The following is a 14,101-nucleotide window of genomic DNA, read 5'->3' on the forward strand; positions in this document are numbered from 1 at the left end:
TCTTATCCTCCCAAGGTCCCGAAGCGCAGCCGGAAGCGGCGATTTTCCCGGCCCTTCTTCTCGATCTTCCCGATGTGAATGTCACCGATTTCACTAGTCGAGCGTACATGCGTGCCGCCGCACGGCTGGCTATCGACGCTGGCATTCCCGCCGATGCAGACGAGCCGGATCTGACCTGAACCAGAGGGCGGCCGCACGTTCTTTGACTTCACCAGCGCGGGGTTGGCGGTCAGTTCGTCTTCGCCGATCATGCGCACGAATACAGGGTGATCGGCGCGGACGAGTTGCATCAATCTGTCCGTCGCTTCTTCCTTGCTCATTCCGCCGTCGGGCATGTCGAAGTCGACACGCGAATCCTCTTCCGAAACCGCGGCTCCCGTCACCGGATATGGGCAGAAGGTCGTGAGAAGGTGGCAAGCAGTATGCATGCGCATCAGCCGCAAGCGCCGCTCCCAGTCGATCAGCAAATCGACGGTGTCGCCGGCGCGAAGAGTGTCGGCCCCTTCCGCGGCAAGGTGGAAGATATCTTCCTTGGTTTCGCCCGTTACCGTTCCGGTGATCGCGATTTCTGCGCCGTCGGCGCGAATGAGGCGGCCCGTGTCGCCGGGCTGCCCACCCGATGTCGCGTAAAAGATCGTGCGATCCAGGACGATCCCGCGCTCATCGACCTGCTGTACGGTCGCTTGCGTATGGGCGAGGTAAGCGTCGTCGCGAAAAAGAGGAATGGTTTTCAAGATGGAACAGCCTCGAACGGCGGCTGGATCGTCGTTTCCTGCTCCATCCAGGCTGGCACCGGCAGGTTCTTGGAGCGCAGGAAATCCGGGTTGAAAAGCTTCGACTGATAACGCGTTCCGTAGTCGCAAAGGACCGTCACGATGGTGTGGCCCGGCCCAAGATCGCGGGCAAGACGGATGGCGCCGGCGATGTTGATGCCAGACGAGCCCCCGAGGCAAAGCCCCTCCTCTTGCACGAGGTCAAACACGATCGGCAGGGCCTCTTCGTCGGCGATCTGATAAGCGAAATCGGGCTTGAAACCCTCTAGATTGGCGGTGATGCGTCCTTGACCGATGCCCTCCGTGATCGAGCTACCTTCCGATTTCAACTCCCCTTCGGTGTAGAAGTTGTAGAGCGCAGCCCCGAGCGGATCCGCGATGGCGATCTTCACGGCGGCGTTGTGCTCCTTCAGCCCGATGCCGACACCGGCCAAAGTTCCGCCACTGCCGACCGCTGCCACGAAACCGTCGATCTTGCCGCCGGTCTGCTCCCAGATCTCCTGCGCCGTTGTGCGGATGTGACCTTCGCGATTGGCCGTGTTGTCGAACTGGTTAGCCCAGATCGCTCCATTGGAGGCAGTCTGCGCCATCTGTTCGGCCAGGCGTCCGGAGAGTTTCACGTAGTTGTTGGGGTTCCGGTACGGCACCGCGGGGACCTCGATCAGTTCGGCCCCGAGGACGCGAAGCGCATCCTTTTTCTCCTGGCTCTGCGTTTCGGGAATGACGATCACGGTGCGATAGCCAAGCGTCTTGGCCACGAGCGTCAGACCGATACCGGTGTTGCCGGCCGTGCCCTCCACGATGATGCCGCCGGGCTTCAGCAATCCTTTGGCTTCGGCGTCACGGATAATGAACAGTCCGGCTCGATCCTTCACCGACTGGCCCGGATTCATGAATTCCGCCTTGCCAAGGATTTCGCAACCCGTGGCTTCCGAAGCGCGCTTGAGCCGGATGAGCGGCGTATTGCCGATCACGTCGATTACGGAGCGGTCCATGATTTCCTCGCTGTAGGTGTGAAGAGACGAACCTATGAAGGCGGGGCCCACCACGCAAGACGCACATTTTCCGAGAAGGGAGGCCAGACAGGATCATCCTCCCAACAGGCAGGCGTCGCGCAGCAACAACGCCTTTGACCAGCCGAAGTTCGAAGGGACGTGCGGGGTTCCGCATCCGCATCGAACAGTCTAGGAGCATCGCTCCGGAGAGCCGATTCATGACGAAATATCGCGCCACACCACAAGACGGCACCGTATGGGTCACCGGCGCAAGCGGCGGTATTGGCTATGCCCTGGCCCTCGCTCTGGCGCGCGCCGGCTATACGGTGGCGGCCTCAGCCCGAAGCGCTGATCGCTTGGACGATCTCGCCAAGGAAGCGGTTGCTCCGGGACGCATTGTGCCCTTTCCGCTCGATGTCACGGATGAAGCCAAGGTGCGGAGCGTAGTGGAACGCATCGAACAGGAGCTCGGCCCGATCGCACTGGCGGTTCTGAATGCCGGAACCTCCCTTCCAGCCACGGGCGTTCGCATCCAGCCGCCTCTTTACGAGCGCGTCTACGACGTGAATCTGTTTGGGGTGGTTCGCTGCATGGCGCCGGTCGTCGAGCGCATGAAGGCGCGCAACAAGGGGCAAATTGCGATTGTCGGTTCCCTAACCGCCTATTTCGGGCTGCCGGGCACCGCCGCCTATGGCGCGACGAAAGCCGCCTTAAACGCAATGGCCGAGTCCCTGCGCTTTGACTTCCACACGCTGGATATCCGCATTCAGGTCATCAATCCGGGCTTTGTGGATACAGCCATGACCCGGCTGAACCGCTTCCCCATGCCCGGCCTGATGACACCGGATGCCGCTGCCAAGCGGATCACGAGCGGCCTCCAAGATGGCGGCTTCGAAGTGACGTTCCCGCGCCGGCTGGCCTGGCCCATGAAGGCGGTGCGCCTTTTGCCGCACGCCATCCTGTTTCCGCTTCTTTTTCGTCTCACCCGTTGGGGTCGACGGCCCTCATGATGCTTGATCAGGGCCGATCGGGCTTGGCGTCCGTGGACCACAGGTAGATCAGAACGGCCAAGGCTAGCAGAAGCGCATAAAACCAGAACAGCGCGGAATAAGCCGCAGACGGTTCGCCTGGAACCGTGGCAGCAGTCACCACTGCGCCGCTCGCGAACTGCATCGCTCCCACGCCGCCGATCGAGAAGAAGTTCATCAAGGTGGAACCGCGACCGACCAGGTGAGGCGGATAGAAAGCGCGCGCATGCGCCATGAGAAGTCCGTAGCTCGCCCCCGCAAGACCCATGGCGATGAACAGAAGAGTGACAGTGGCGATGCTGGTGACAGGCTGGCTGGCGAGGATCACAACCACAACAAGGCTGATCAGATTGCCGCCGACAGCGATCCATTTGCGGGTCCGCAGCAGGGTGTCCAGCGGTCCATAAAGGAAGTTCCCTGCCACCATAGCGAGCGCCATGAACAGGGTGACGCGCCCAATCGTCAGCGCATCCGCGCCGTATAGATCCGTCAGGTAGGTGCCGGCCCAAAGGCTTCGGACATTCACCACAGGACCGTAGTTCACCGCCGTCAGGGGGATGATCGCCCAAAGCGCCGGGATCTTTAGGAGCTCGATATAGCCTCGAAAGCCTGCTCCCGATGCATGCCCGATATGGGTCGGTTCCGGATCACGCACGAGAAGAAAAACAGCGCCCGCGGCAAAAAGGGTGAAAACGCCAAGACCCGCCATGACTTCGCGCCAGCCAAACATCTCCGCGGCATTGGCGAGCGGCGAGGCGCCCACCACGTTGCCGAGACTTCCGATCCCAACCATCATCGACGTGAGCAGCGCCAGCTTGGCCGGCGGATAGCTTTTGGAAAATACGTAAACAGCGCCCATCAGCGCGGCCGAACATCCGATCCCGATGAGTGCCATGGCAACGATGATCATTTCGGGGCTGTTGGCCGTGGCGAACACCGCTGCGCCTGAACCGCCGCCGGCGGCAAGGAGAAGGCTGGTAGTTCGCCGCGGTCCATAGCGGTCGAGCCAAACGCCGACGGCAAATTGCATCAGGGCGAAGGCCACGAACCATGCACCGGAGGCCAGGGACAGCTGCGCTTTTGTTGCGCCGAGTTCAGCGGTGAGAGCCGGAGTGAGAACCGCGAGAAAGGTCCGGTAGAATTGCGACAGCATGTAGCCGAGCGCAAACGCGACGAGTCCAACCAAGGCTTACCTCCCACCGCCCCGAACGAAAAACGGAGCCGGTTTCCCGGCTCCGCCTATGCGATCGATGGGGGGATTGCAATCAGGCTGCGCGTGGAGCCGGCTTGCGGTTGCTCCAACCGCGACGCTTGCCGCGGAATGGCTTTTGCCCTTCTGGCTTGCCGCCGCGGACATCGCCATTACCACCGGTCGCAGCACGGCCCTGCCCTTCCGGACGCTTGCCGCCGCGGGCGTGTTGCGGGCGTTGATTTCCCCGCGCGCCACGAGGCGCCTGCGGCTGAGCGGCGGCCGCATCGAGATCCACGCCACCTGAAAGGTCGCTGACGATGGTCAGCTTGGTGCGGGTGACCTTTTCCACAGCACGAAGCTTTGCTGCCTCAGCCGGATCGCAAAGCGTGATGGCGATGCCATCGGCGCCGTTGCGGCCGGTGCGTCCAATCCGGTGGACATAGCTTTCCGCTTCATCCGGCAAGTCGAAGTTCACGACATGGCTGATGCCCGGCACGTCGATGCCACGCGCGGCGATGTCGGTCGCGACCAGAATGCGAACCGAACCGTCGCGGAAACCCTGCAAAGCTTTCTGACGCGCATTCTGGGACTTGTTGCCATGGATCACTGCGGCCTTGAAGCCGTCCTTTTCGAGATCACGCGTGACGCGATCGGCACCGTGCTTGGTGCGTGCAAAAACGATCACCTGGCTCATCGCCTCATCGCCGAGCAGCTTGGACAGGAAGACCCGCTTCTGCTTCAGCGGCACGATGTGAACGCTCTGCTGGATCTCCTTCGCGGTCGTGCCCTGCGGCGCAACTTCGATGCGAACCGGGTCGTTCAACAGCGTGTCGGCCAAAGAGGCGATCTCAGTGGGCATGGTCGCTGAAAACAGCGCCGTTTGCCGCTTGTGATGGGTGGCCTTTGCCAGACGCTTCACGTCGTTGATGAAGCCCATGTCCAGCATGCGGTCGGCTTCATCCAGCACCAGCCAGCGTGTTTCCGAGAGAACCACATCGTTTTCGCGCACGAGGTCGACGAGCCGGCCAGGCGTCGCGATCAGAAGATCGACTCCCGGCGCAAGCTTCTTGACCTGGCTGAAGCGTGACACGCCACCAAGCACGAGAGCAGTCGAAATATGCATGCCCTTCGTTACGGAACGGATCGTTTCCTCGATCTGCACCGCGAGTTCACGCGTTGGCGCAAGGATCAGTGCGCGCGCCGTCTTCGGCGTTCGCTTGCTTCCGAGTGCTGCGATCTTGGACAGGATCGGAAGCGTAAAGGCAGCGGTCTTGCCGGAGCCGGTTTGCGCAATGGCGACGATGTCGCGACCTTCCAGATGCACGGGAATGGCGGCAACCTGGATCGGCTTCGGCGTGACGAAGCCTGCATTGGCTGTGTTTTGAAGAAGTGTTCCTGACAAGCCGAGTTCGGCCATGGTCGGAATGGTGGTGGTTTCGATATCAGTCAAAAGAACTATCCTGCGGACACATGCCGCAATGTGCCGACGGGCGCAGCCCCGCGGCAGAGATGATGAGAAACGACGAGGCGACGGAGGTAAGTCCGTTCGGTTGCGCTGCCGTGCCTAACAGAGGCAATGTTATTCCTCACGAACACGCGAGGAATACGACGCAACCAGTCCCATAAGGAGAAAGCCGGCAGACCCGGCCCATGCGCCTGCAGGCCGTATATGGCAGGTCATGCGCTGCAGCGCAAGATCGCTCGGCGATACCAGCACGCAATGAGCTCCGATGGACGAGAAGCCGCTCATCGCTTATGCGGGTTGCGCCGATTGCCGTTGTTTCCTGTTGTTTGGATCGCCACCTCCTTGCAAAGCCTAGCTGTTCGTTCCGCGGTACATGCCGCAGGCATCTTCGGACTTTACCTGTCTGGCACGATGCTGCTGCCGGCGGCCGTCGACCTTTATTATGGCAACGAAGACTGGAAGGTCTTTGCCTTTTCGGCGTTCCTCACGGGTGGGTTTTCGCTCGCCGTGGCTCTCGCGACGCAATCCAGCGCCCCCTCCGTTTCGCCGCGCTTTGGCTTTTTGCTGGTGAACCTCCTGTGGGGCACCGCAGCCCTCGCTGGATCTGTTCCCTTCCTCTTATCCTCGCTCGAGATGGGCCTGACGGACGCAATCTTCGAGTCTGTTTCCGGCATCACCACCACCGGGGGAACGGTGATCACCGGTCTCGACAGCGCGCCGCCGGGCATTCTGTTCTGGCGCTCCCTGATACAGTGGATGGGCGGCATCGGGGTTATCGCCTTGGGACTCTTCATCCTGCCCTACCTGAACATCGGCGGCGTGACCTATTTCAAGATCGAGTCGTCCGACATTGAAGACCGTCCTTTCGAGCGGCTGACGACTTTCACCGTCGCCCTCCTCACCATCTATTCCTTGCTGACCCTAACCTGCGCCGTGTCCTACGCCGCCGCGGGCATGACTGGCTTTGACGCAATCAACCACGCGATGTCCACGGTTTCGACCGCGGGGTTTTCCACGCATGACGCCTCGTTCGGCCGCTACGGCGACAACTACGCGGTCTTGTGGACCGCAATCGTTTTCATGACGATCGCCGCTTTGCCCTCGTCGATCCTGATTTTGTTTGCAATCCGTGGCCGCACCGAAGCCATTCGAGATCCGCAGATCCGCGTCTTCCTCGGCTACACGATCGTGCTGTCCCTTGGCGTCACGGTCTATCTCCGCACGATCGACGGGGTGGATTTTTGGGAAGCGCTGACCCACTCAACGTTCAACTTTGTGTCCGTGATCACCACCACGGGCTTCGCAAGCGACGACTACAACCTGTGGGGCCCGTTCGCGATCGCCTGCTTCTTCGTGGCGAGCTTCCTCGGCGGATGCTCGGGATCGACGTCAGGCGGCATCAAGGCCTATCGCTTCTTTATTCTTTACCGGCTGATGGCCAACGGCTTGCGGCGCCTGATCTACCCCAATGTGGTCTTGCCGGTCCGCTACGGTGACCGCCCTGTTGATGACGTCATGCAGCGCAGCGTCGTGCTTTTCATCTGCGCCTTCATGATGATCTGGCTGCTCGGCAGCGTGCTGCTCGCGGCCACTGGTTTGGACCTGACCACAGCAACAACGGCAACGGTGGGAGCGCTCGCGAATGTCGGCCCTGGATTGGGCGACATCGTAGGTCCGGCTGGCAACTACACGACCTTTCCCGACGCCGCGAAATGGGTGCTTTCGCTGGCGATGTTGTTTGGGCGGCTGGAGATATTGGCGGTTCTGGTGATCTTCACGCCGGGCTTCTGGGGCCGCTGAGGCAGCCTTTGCATTGCGTATGCGACGAAAGAATAAGGGTGTTTGACCGGTGTTGGCCACCAATGTCCGTGATCAGGACCTTCGCCCGGTTGCGTTCAGCAGCAAAATAAAAGAACCATGCTGCAGAAGCAGTGATCGGGAGGAGACCGGTCGCGCCTTCTCGAAAAGGAGGAATCAATGAAAGCACTTCTTGCGTCACTGGCTGCCGCACTCACCCTTGCCACCACCAGCTTCGCTTCGGCGCAGTCGTTTCCGGAGCGGAATATTACCATTGTCGTGCCGTTTTCCGCCGGCGGTCCTACCGACACGGTGACGCGACTTGTGGCCGAAGCAATGTCGAAAGACCTCGGCCAGCAGGTCCTTGTGGAAAATGTTGGCGGTGCCGGCGGCACCCTTGGTGCTGCCCGCGTCGCTGATGCGGAAGCCGACGGCTACACGCTGCTGCTCCACCACATCGGCATGGCCACCAGCGCCACGCTTTACCGCAAGCTGCCTTTCGATACGCTCAACGCTTTCGAGTACATCGGCCTCGTCACGGAAGTTCCGATGACACTTGTCGCCCGGAAGGATCTGGAACCCACCGATCTCAAGGGGCTCATTGAATATGCGAAGGCCAACAAGGATACGGTGACGGTTGCCAATGCTGGTATCGGCGCTGCTTCGCACCTGTGCGGCATGCTGTTCATGAGCGCGATCGAAACACCGCTGGTGACCGTTCCCTACAAGGGCACCGGTCCAGCTATGACCGACCTGCTCGGCGGCCAAGTCGACATCATGTGCGACCAGACCACCAACACCACCAAGCAGATCCAGGGCGGCACCATCAAGGCTTACGCCGTGACTGCGCCCGAGCGCCTGGATGTTCTTCCTGATGTGCCGACTGGCAGCGAAGCTGGGCTGAAGGAGTTCGACGTCTCGATCTGGCATGGTTTGTATGCCCCGAAGGGCACGCCGTCCGAGGTGGTTGACCGCTTGTCCAAGTCGCTGCAGGCGGCCCTGGCCGACCAGAACGTGATTGATCGTTTCGCCGAACTCGGCACGGAGCCGTCGCCTGCGGAAGATGCAACCCCTGCTGCGCTGAAGGCGAAGCTGGAAGGTGAAATCGATCGCTGGAAGCCGGTGATCGAAGCCGCCGGCCAATACGCGGATTGATCCTGCGGTGAGCGGGTGGGCCTTGCCGCCCTCCCGCTCCTTGCTCCCTACCCTTACCCGGAACCACATCATGAAATCCCTGTCGTTCGACAAGGTGAACGGCTTCGCTGGCCTGCTCTTCATCATCCTCGGTGGGTTCTTCGCCGTGCAGGCCTATGGCCTCGACCTTGGCACGGCCTTCCGAATGGGTCCGGGCTACTTCCCTTTGGTGCTGGCCGTGATCCTTATCGGCTTGGGGTTGATCGTCTTGATCCAGGCCACACAGGTGTCGGGTGAGGCTTTAGGGGCCGTCGCCTGGCGCGGCATGCTCCTGATCTTGCCTGCGCCGATCGTTTTCGGATTGACCGTCAGGGGGCTTGGCTTCGTCCCGTCGTTGTTCCTGACCGCGCTGGTCGCCTCCTTTGCCTCGACGCGAATGACCATCCTGCGGGCGCTCCTGGTTGCCGCCGCCGTCACCATCTTCGCATCGCTGGTGTTCATTGAAGCGCTGGGGCTGCCCTTCCGCCTTTTCGGCCCTTGGCTCGGATACTGACCTGATGGATCTCTTCAGCAATCTGGCTCTGGGCTTCGCAACGGCCGCTTCGCCCTGGAACCTGTTGTTCTGCCTGATCGGCGTTCTGCTGGGCACGCTGATTGGCGTTCTGCCGGGCATTGGCGCCACGGCCACGATTGCCATGCTGCTGCCGATCACCTTTCAGCTGGAGCCCGTGTCGTCGCTCATCATGCTGGCCGGCATCTACTACGGCGCCCAGTATGGCGGCTCCACCACAGCCATCCTCATCAACATGCCGGGCGAAAGCTCATCCGCGGTGACCGCGATCGACGGTTACCAGATGGCGCGAAAAGGCAAAGCGGGCGCAGCCCTTGCCATTGCTGCAATCGGGTCTTTTTTCGCCGGAACGGTTTCCACGTTCCTTGTCGCAATCTTCGCCCCGCCGCTGACCTCCATTGCCCTCCAATTCGGTGCAGCCGAATATTTCTCGCTGATGGTGGTGGGCCTGGTTTCCTCGATCGCCTTGGCGCACGGCTCCATCATCAAGGCCTTGGCGATGGTCGTGCTCGGGCTGCTGCTAGGCCTGGTCGGCACCGACATCTACAGCGGCACACCTCGCTTCACCCTGGGCATCCGCGAATATGCCGATGGCCTGAATTTCGTCGCCGTTGCGGTTGGCGTGTTTGGCGTTGCGGAGATCCTCCGCAACCTCGAAAGCGAGAAAACACGCACAGCCGTGATCACGAAGGTATCGGGGCTTTTCCCCTCGCGAGAGGAGTTGCGCGCGATCGTAGCGCCCGTGCTGCGGGGCACCGCGATCGGTTCGGCGCTTGGTATCCTTCCCGGCGGTGGCGCCATCCTCGCTTCTTTCGCCTCTTACACGGTCGAGAAGCGTGTATCGCAACGTCCGGAGGAATTCGGTCACGGCGCAGTGGCCGGCGTGGCGGGGCCCGAGTCTGCCAACAATGCGGGCGCGCAAACGTCCTTTATCCCCATGCTGACGCTTGGCATCCCTGCCAATCCCGTGATGGCCCTGATGATTGGTGCCATGATCATTCAGGGGATCGTGCCAGGTCCCAACGTCGCAACCGAGCAGCCGGCGCTGTTCTGGGGCATCATTGCGTCCATGTGGATCGGCAATCTGATGCTGGTGATCCTGAATCTTCCGCTCATCGGCCTTTGGGTGAAGCTCCTGACAGTGCCCTATTACGTCCTTTTCCCGATCATCATGGCCTTCTGCTCCATCGGCGTTTACAGCGTCAACGGCAATCCCTACGACCTCTATGCCGTCGCGTTGTTTGGTCTGCTTGGCTACGGCCTCGTCAAACTGCGCTGCGAGCCCGCGCCTCTGCTGCTGGGCTTCGTCCTGGGGCCGCTTCTCGAAGAAAACCTGCGCCGTGCCATGATCATCTCGCGCGGTGACCCATCCGTCTTCGTGACACGCCCGATCAGCGCTATCCTCCTGCTGATCGCCGTCGCCGTTTTGGTGGTCGTGTTCCTTCCATCAGTGCGTCGCAAGCGCGAGGAAGTCTTCGTCGAGGAAGACTGACTACATAGGACGGACAGCGTTTCTGTGAGGCTTCTAGCCGCTAACGTCGCCCATCAGGTGTTGACGCCGAGTTCAACCAGCCGCTCGACGCAGGACTCTTCGGCCTGATCGAGTTCCTGAAGTGTCTCCTCGAGGTCCCGGCGCTTCTGCTTGAGGCTGTCGCGCTTCTCATCGATTCGCTTGATCATCAGCTTGAGCTGCCCGACTTCTCCGGGCGGCTCCTTGTACATCTGCACGATCTCCCGGATTTCGTTGATCGAGAAGCCAAGACGCTTGCCGCGCAGGATCTGCTTCAGAAGGTGCCGGTCGCTGGGCCGGAACAACCGTGTGCGGCCACGCCTCACAGGATGGATGAGACCTTCGTCCTCGTAAAAACGCAGGGTGCGCGTGGAAACGTCGAATTCCCGCGTCAGTTCGGTGATCGTGTAGTACTCTCGCACGCTTCGCCAACTCTGCAGAAAAAGGTGGCAGAGCATGTCACCGCATTTACGTAAAAGTCAAACCGGAGCACGGTTTGCCGAGCCTTTAGCTGAGCGCGAACCACCAGGTGGCGATGCCGAGAAAGGAAAAGAACCCGACGATGTCCGTCACGGCCGTCACAAAGACCGACGAAGACACGGCCGGGTCGGCGCCGACGCGATCAAGCAGAAGCGGGATCAAGATGCCGGCGAGCGCTGCGGCAAACATGTTGATGATCATGGCTGCGGCAATCACGCCGCCAATATCCGTATCCTCGAACCAGAAGCCGGCGACAGCGCCGATCAGCACCGCGAAAAGAACTCCATTGATGATGCCGACCCCCATTTCACGGCGGATGATGCGTCCGGCGTTGTAGATGTCGAGATCGCGGGTTGCGAGCGCGCGAACCGTCACCGTCATGGTCTGAGAGCCGGCATTGCCACCCATGCCGGCCACAATCGGCATCAGCACGGCGAGCGCCACGATCTGTTCGATCGTCGCTTCGAAAAGGCTGATCACCGAGGCAGCAACAAAGGCCGTGACAAGGTTGACGAGAAGCCACGGCACGCGCAGGCGCGAGGTCACGCGCACCGAATCCGACAATTCTTCGTCGCCCACGCCGCCCATTCGCAGAAGATCTTCTTCCGCCTCCTGCTGGATGACGTCCACCACGTCGTCAATCGTCAAGACGCCAACGAGCCGCTCGTTCTCGTCCACCACGGCGGCAGACAGGAGGTCGTACTGCTCAAATTCCCGCGCTGCTTCTTCCTGGTCCATCGTGGCAGGAAGCGCATGCCGCATTTCATGCATGACCTCTTCGATTCGCACCCCGCGCTTTGATCGGAGCACCTGGTCGAGATCCACCGCACCCACCAGCTTGAAAGTAGGATCCACCACGAAGATCTGGCTAAAGCGTTCCGGCAGGTTTTGATCGTCGCGCAGGTAGTCGATCGTTTGCCCCACCGACCAGAAAGCCGGCACCGCAACGAACTCCGTTTGCATGCGACGACCGGCTGTTTCTTCCGGATAGTCGAGGGATCGGCGCAGACGGATACGTTCGGGAAACGGAAGCTGCGCGAGGATCTCTTCCTGATCCTCGGCATTCAGATCTTCCAGAATGTATACGGCGTCATCGGAGTCGAGCTCCTGCACCGCCTGCGCGATCTGTTCATTCGGAAGCGATTCGACGATCTCGGCGCGAATCGTGTCGTCGACTTCCGTCAGCGCCGTGAAATCGAAATCGGCGCCCGACAATCGGACAAGGTGCCCGCGCTGATCTGGCTGCAGCGCTTCCAGCAGGTCACCGACTTCGGATTGGTGGAGATCGGCGATCTCCTCCTTCAGACGATCCGCGTCCTCCGTCTCCAGGATTTCGCCGATCGTGTGAAGGAAGCTGGAGCGGATCGCGCCGTCTTCGCCATAGATGTCCGACGCTTCGCCGTTGGCGGGGTCGCGGTCAAAGGCGTGCGGATCTTCCAAGTGCGCCTCCAGGCCTGCGGAATTGGGAACAGCTGGCCTGGAGCCTGCTAGGTCGTCAGATAGCTAGTTTCTATGTCAGAGGCAAAACGAAATGAGGTTACCGGCCCAGTTTGATACCGAGCCGTCAGGCAATTGAGATGGGAAGCTAGTCAGAGACGGCCGCAGCGCGCCAGTTGGGCTCGGTACTTCTCGGCCATTGCAGCTGTTTCGCGGGCATAGCGCTGGATGGAAGCGTTCGCGCGATGCTTGCCGCGCGAATACCCCGCCCACCCGTGATAATAGGCAAGGTACAGGTTGCCGGCATCGCTGCGCGCGATGCCCAGGGTGCTTGCGCTTTTCGCGTGATACCAACCAACGAAATCGACCGCATCGGCAAAACGGTTGCGCCGCGCGAGTGCCCTGCCCGTTTCCCGCTGGTACTGCGCCCAGGTGCCGTTAAGCGCTTGCGAAAATCCGAAGGCGCTTGATTGCCGCTTCCACGGAATAAAGCCGAGCAGCTTGGTGCGCGGCGGGCGGGCGTGGCTTTTGAACCCCGACTCCTTTCGCAAGGTCGCCATCAGAACGTGGATCGGAATGCCATGTGCCTGTTCAGCGTCCTTGGCGGCCGAATGCCAGTTGTCGAAGAAGCTATCGCGCTGGTCGAAAATGGCGCAGGCGTCGTTGATGCGGCTCGGCGGTGCACTCGCGCAAGCGGCGAGAAACACAAGAAGCAACGGTGCTGCAATGAGGGACAAACGGATTTGCATAGAACCAGACAACAGGCTCATGATTAAACTTCGCCTAAAGTTCGCGTTTACCCGTAAGGCCATGTTGAGGCGCACCCGGACAGGCAAAGCAGGTGGCTGGGGTTGGCTAAATCGGCAAGTCCTGCTGGTGGCTCAACGAGGACTTCTTGAGTTTGCCCAGCCTCGCTGGCAACGATCGGTTCTTGTCGAAGCTGGAACGCATAGATGTACACGCCCCCTGCATTCCTCGAGGATGATCCGACGATTCTGCATAAGATGATGCGCGAAGCGCGTCTGGCCACGCTGATCACGGCAACCACGGAGGGCCTGCTGGCAACGCCGCTGCCCCTGCTTCTGATGGACTCCGAAGAAGAACATGGAGTTCTTTACGGCCATCTTGCGAGAGCAAATCCGCAATGGAAAGCAACACCTCTCGGCGAGGCGCTCGTCACCTTTGCCGGACCGAACGCTTATGTGACGCCCTCTTGGTATGCCACCAAACAGGAGCATGGGCGGGTTGTTCCGACGTGGAACTATGCAGCCGTGCATGTTTATGGTGAGGCCGAGTTCTTTGAGGACGAGGTGCGCTTGCGCGAAGCCGTCACGCGCTTGACGGATCTTCACGAAGGCACCCGTCGAAAGCCATGGTCTGTTTCCGACGCGCCGGAGAAGTTCATCCAGGGCCAACTCAAGGGTATCGTCGGCCTGCGGTTTAGAATCACCCGAGTGGAAGGCAAGATGAAGATGAGCCAGAATCGCAGCGAAGCGGATCGGCGCGGTGTGGTCGATGGGCTCACTGCCAGCGATCTCGAAGCCGACCGCTCCGTCGCTGCCCTCATGCGCTGACAGGGTGGAGACGGTCGGCTATGCTGAAGCTCAATCGACCACAGAACGTTCGGGCCCTAATGATGTCGAGGCCAAATAGGCGGCAACTACCGATCTATAGACCGACTTCCGCGGGCCTCCAGGCAGAAGCCAACTGCTGTAAGAG

At 60.8% G+C, this 14,101-nt stretch carries 13 protein-coding genes; 6 read left to right on the forward strand and 7 right to left on the reverse strand.

The window, feature by feature from the left end:
* Window positions 1-2: 2 nt before the first annotated feature.
* On the reverse strand, window positions 3-734 hold the full coding sequence (locus J5Y06_RS16585) for an alanyl-tRNA editing protein (RefSeq protein ID WP_245247974.1): 732 nt from the start codon (window positions 732-734) through the stop codon (window positions 3-5).
* Window positions 731-1,768, reverse strand: coding sequence for a cysteine synthase A (locus tag J5Y06_RS16590; protein ID WP_209336293.1), 1,038 nt, complete (start codon window positions 1,766-1,768; stop codon window positions 731-733). The genes J5Y06_RS16585 and J5Y06_RS16590 overlap by 4 nt, the downstream gene beginning before the upstream one ends.
* Before the next feature lie 218 nt (window positions 1,769-1,986).
* Between J5Y06_RS16590 and J5Y06_RS16595 the strand changes: the two genes are divergently transcribed.
* Window positions 1,987-2,778, forward strand: coding sequence for an SDR family NAD(P)-dependent oxidoreductase (locus tag J5Y06_RS16595; protein WP_209336294.1), 792 nt, complete (start codon window positions 1,987-1,989; stop codon window positions 2,776-2,778).
* A 7-nt stretch (window positions 2,779-2,785) separates the two neighbouring features.
* On the opposite strand, the gene J5Y06_RS16600 is transcribed toward J5Y06_RS16595, so the two are convergent.
* Together J5Y06_RS16600 and J5Y06_RS16605 are read right to left on the reverse strand one after the other, a co-directional pair.
* The gene (locus J5Y06_RS16600) at window positions 2,786-3,982 is read right to left on the reverse strand and encodes an MFS transporter (protein WP_209336295.1); all 1,197 of its coding nucleotides are present in this window, start codon (window positions 3,980-3,982) and stop codon (window positions 2,786-2,788) included.
* A 79-nt stretch (window positions 3,983-4,061) separates the two neighbouring features.
* Entirely contained in the window at window positions 4,062-5,405 is a 1,344-nt protein-coding gene (locus tag J5Y06_RS16605; RefSeq protein WP_209336348.1) for a DEAD/DEAH box helicase, read from the reverse strand.
* 390 nt (window positions 5,406-5,795) lie between these two features.
* On the opposite strand from J5Y06_RS16605, the gene J5Y06_RS16610 reads away from it, so the two are divergent.
* From J5Y06_RS16610 to J5Y06_RS16625, 4 genes are all read left to right on the forward strand, one after another.
* Window positions 5,796-7,253, forward strand: coding sequence for a TrkH family potassium uptake protein (locus tag J5Y06_RS16610; RefSeq protein ID WP_209336349.1), 1,458 nt, complete (start codon window positions 5,796-5,798; stop codon window positions 7,251-7,253).
* A gap of 177 nt (window positions 7,254-7,430) precedes the next feature.
* Window positions 7,431-8,405: a tripartite tricarboxylate transporter substrate-binding protein gene (locus J5Y06_RS16615; RefSeq protein ID WP_209336296.1), complete on the forward strand. Its 975-nt coding sequence runs from the start codon at window positions 7,431-7,433 to the stop codon at window positions 8,403-8,405.
* 70 nt (window positions 8,406-8,475) lie between these two features.
* Complete coding sequence (locus tag J5Y06_RS16620; protein WP_209336297.1) at window positions 8,476-8,937, forward strand: tripartite tricarboxylate transporter TctB family protein; 462 nt, start codon at window positions 8,476-8,478, stop codon at window positions 8,935-8,937.
* Between the two features lie 4 nt (window positions 8,938-8,941).
* Window positions 8,942-10,447, forward strand: a complete 1,506-nt coding sequence (locus J5Y06_RS16625) for a tripartite tricarboxylate transporter permease (RefSeq protein ID WP_209336298.1) — start codon at window positions 8,942-8,944, stop codon at window positions 10,445-10,447.
* A 53-nt stretch (window positions 10,448-10,500) separates the two neighbouring features.
* Here J5Y06_RS16625 and J5Y06_RS16630 read toward each other — a convergent pair whose 3' ends face one another.
* The 3 genes from J5Y06_RS16630 to J5Y06_RS16640 all read right to left on the reverse strand — a co-directional run bounded on the left by J5Y06_RS16630 (window position 10,501) and on the right by J5Y06_RS16640 (window position 13,131).
* Window positions 10,501-10,887 (reverse strand): MerR family transcriptional regulator, encoded by a 387-nt coding sequence (locus J5Y06_RS16630; RefSeq protein ID WP_209336299.1) that lies wholly within the window; start codon window positions 10,885-10,887, stop codon window positions 10,501-10,503.
* Between the two features lie 85 nt (window positions 10,888-10,972).
* Window positions 10,973-12,385: a magnesium transporter gene (mgtE, locus tag J5Y06_RS16635; RefSeq protein WP_209336300.1), complete on the reverse strand. Its 1,413-nt coding sequence runs from the start codon at window positions 12,383-12,385 to the stop codon at window positions 10,973-10,975.
* Window positions 12,386-12,534: 149 nt separating this feature from the next.
* The gene (locus J5Y06_RS16640) at window positions 12,535-13,131 is read right to left on the reverse strand and encodes a transglycosylase SLT domain-containing protein (protein WP_209336350.1); all 597 of its coding nucleotides are present in this window, start codon (window positions 13,129-13,131) and stop codon (window positions 12,535-12,537) included.
* 204 nt (window positions 13,132-13,335) lie between these two features.
* Between J5Y06_RS16640 and J5Y06_RS16645 the strand changes: the two genes are divergently transcribed.
* Window positions 13,336-13,956: an FMN-binding negative transcriptional regulator gene (locus J5Y06_RS16645; protein WP_209336301.1), complete on the forward strand. Its 621-nt coding sequence runs from the start codon at window positions 13,336-13,338 to the stop codon at window positions 13,954-13,956.
* Window positions 13,957-14,101: the final 145 nt, after the last annotated feature.

It is taken from the genome of Tianweitania sediminis (genome assembly GCF_017813335.1).
Lineage (GTDB): Bacteria > Pseudomonadota > Alphaproteobacteria > Rhizobiales > Rhizobiaceae > Tianweitania > Tianweitania sediminis.

Bases quoted from the DNA above. Each gene is read 5' to 3' on its own strand.
- J5Y06_RS16620 (WP_209336297.1), top strand. From the start codon at position 8,476: ATGAAATCCCTGTCGTTCGACAAGGTGAACGGCTTCGCTGGCCTGCTC.
- J5Y06_RS16595 (WP_209336294.1), top strand. From the start codon at position 1,987: ATGACGAAATATCGCGCCACACCACAAGACGGCACCGTATGGGTCACC.
- J5Y06_RS16615 (WP_209336296.1), top strand. From the start codon at position 7,431: ATGAAAGCACTTCTTGCGTCACTGGCTGCCGCACTCACCCTTGCCACC.
- J5Y06_RS16625 (WP_209336298.1), top strand. From the start codon at position 8,942: ATGGATCTCTTCAGCAATCTGGCTCTGGGCTTCGCAACGGCCGCTTCG.
- J5Y06_RS16590 (WP_209336293.1), bottom strand. From the start codon at position 1,768: ATGGACCGCTCCGTAATCGACGTGATCGGCAATACGCCGCTCATCCGG.
- J5Y06_RS16605 (WP_209336348.1), bottom strand. From the start codon at position 5,405: ATGGCCGAACTCGGCTTGTCAGGAACACTTCTTCAAAACACAGCCAAT.
- J5Y06_RS16640 (WP_209336350.1), bottom strand. From the start codon at position 13,131: ATGCAAATCCGTTTGTCCCTCATTGCAGCACCGTTGCTTCTTGTGTTT.
- J5Y06_RS16645 (WP_209336301.1), top strand. From the start codon at position 13,336: ATGTACACGCCCCCTGCATTCCTCGAGGATGATCCGACGATTCTGCAT.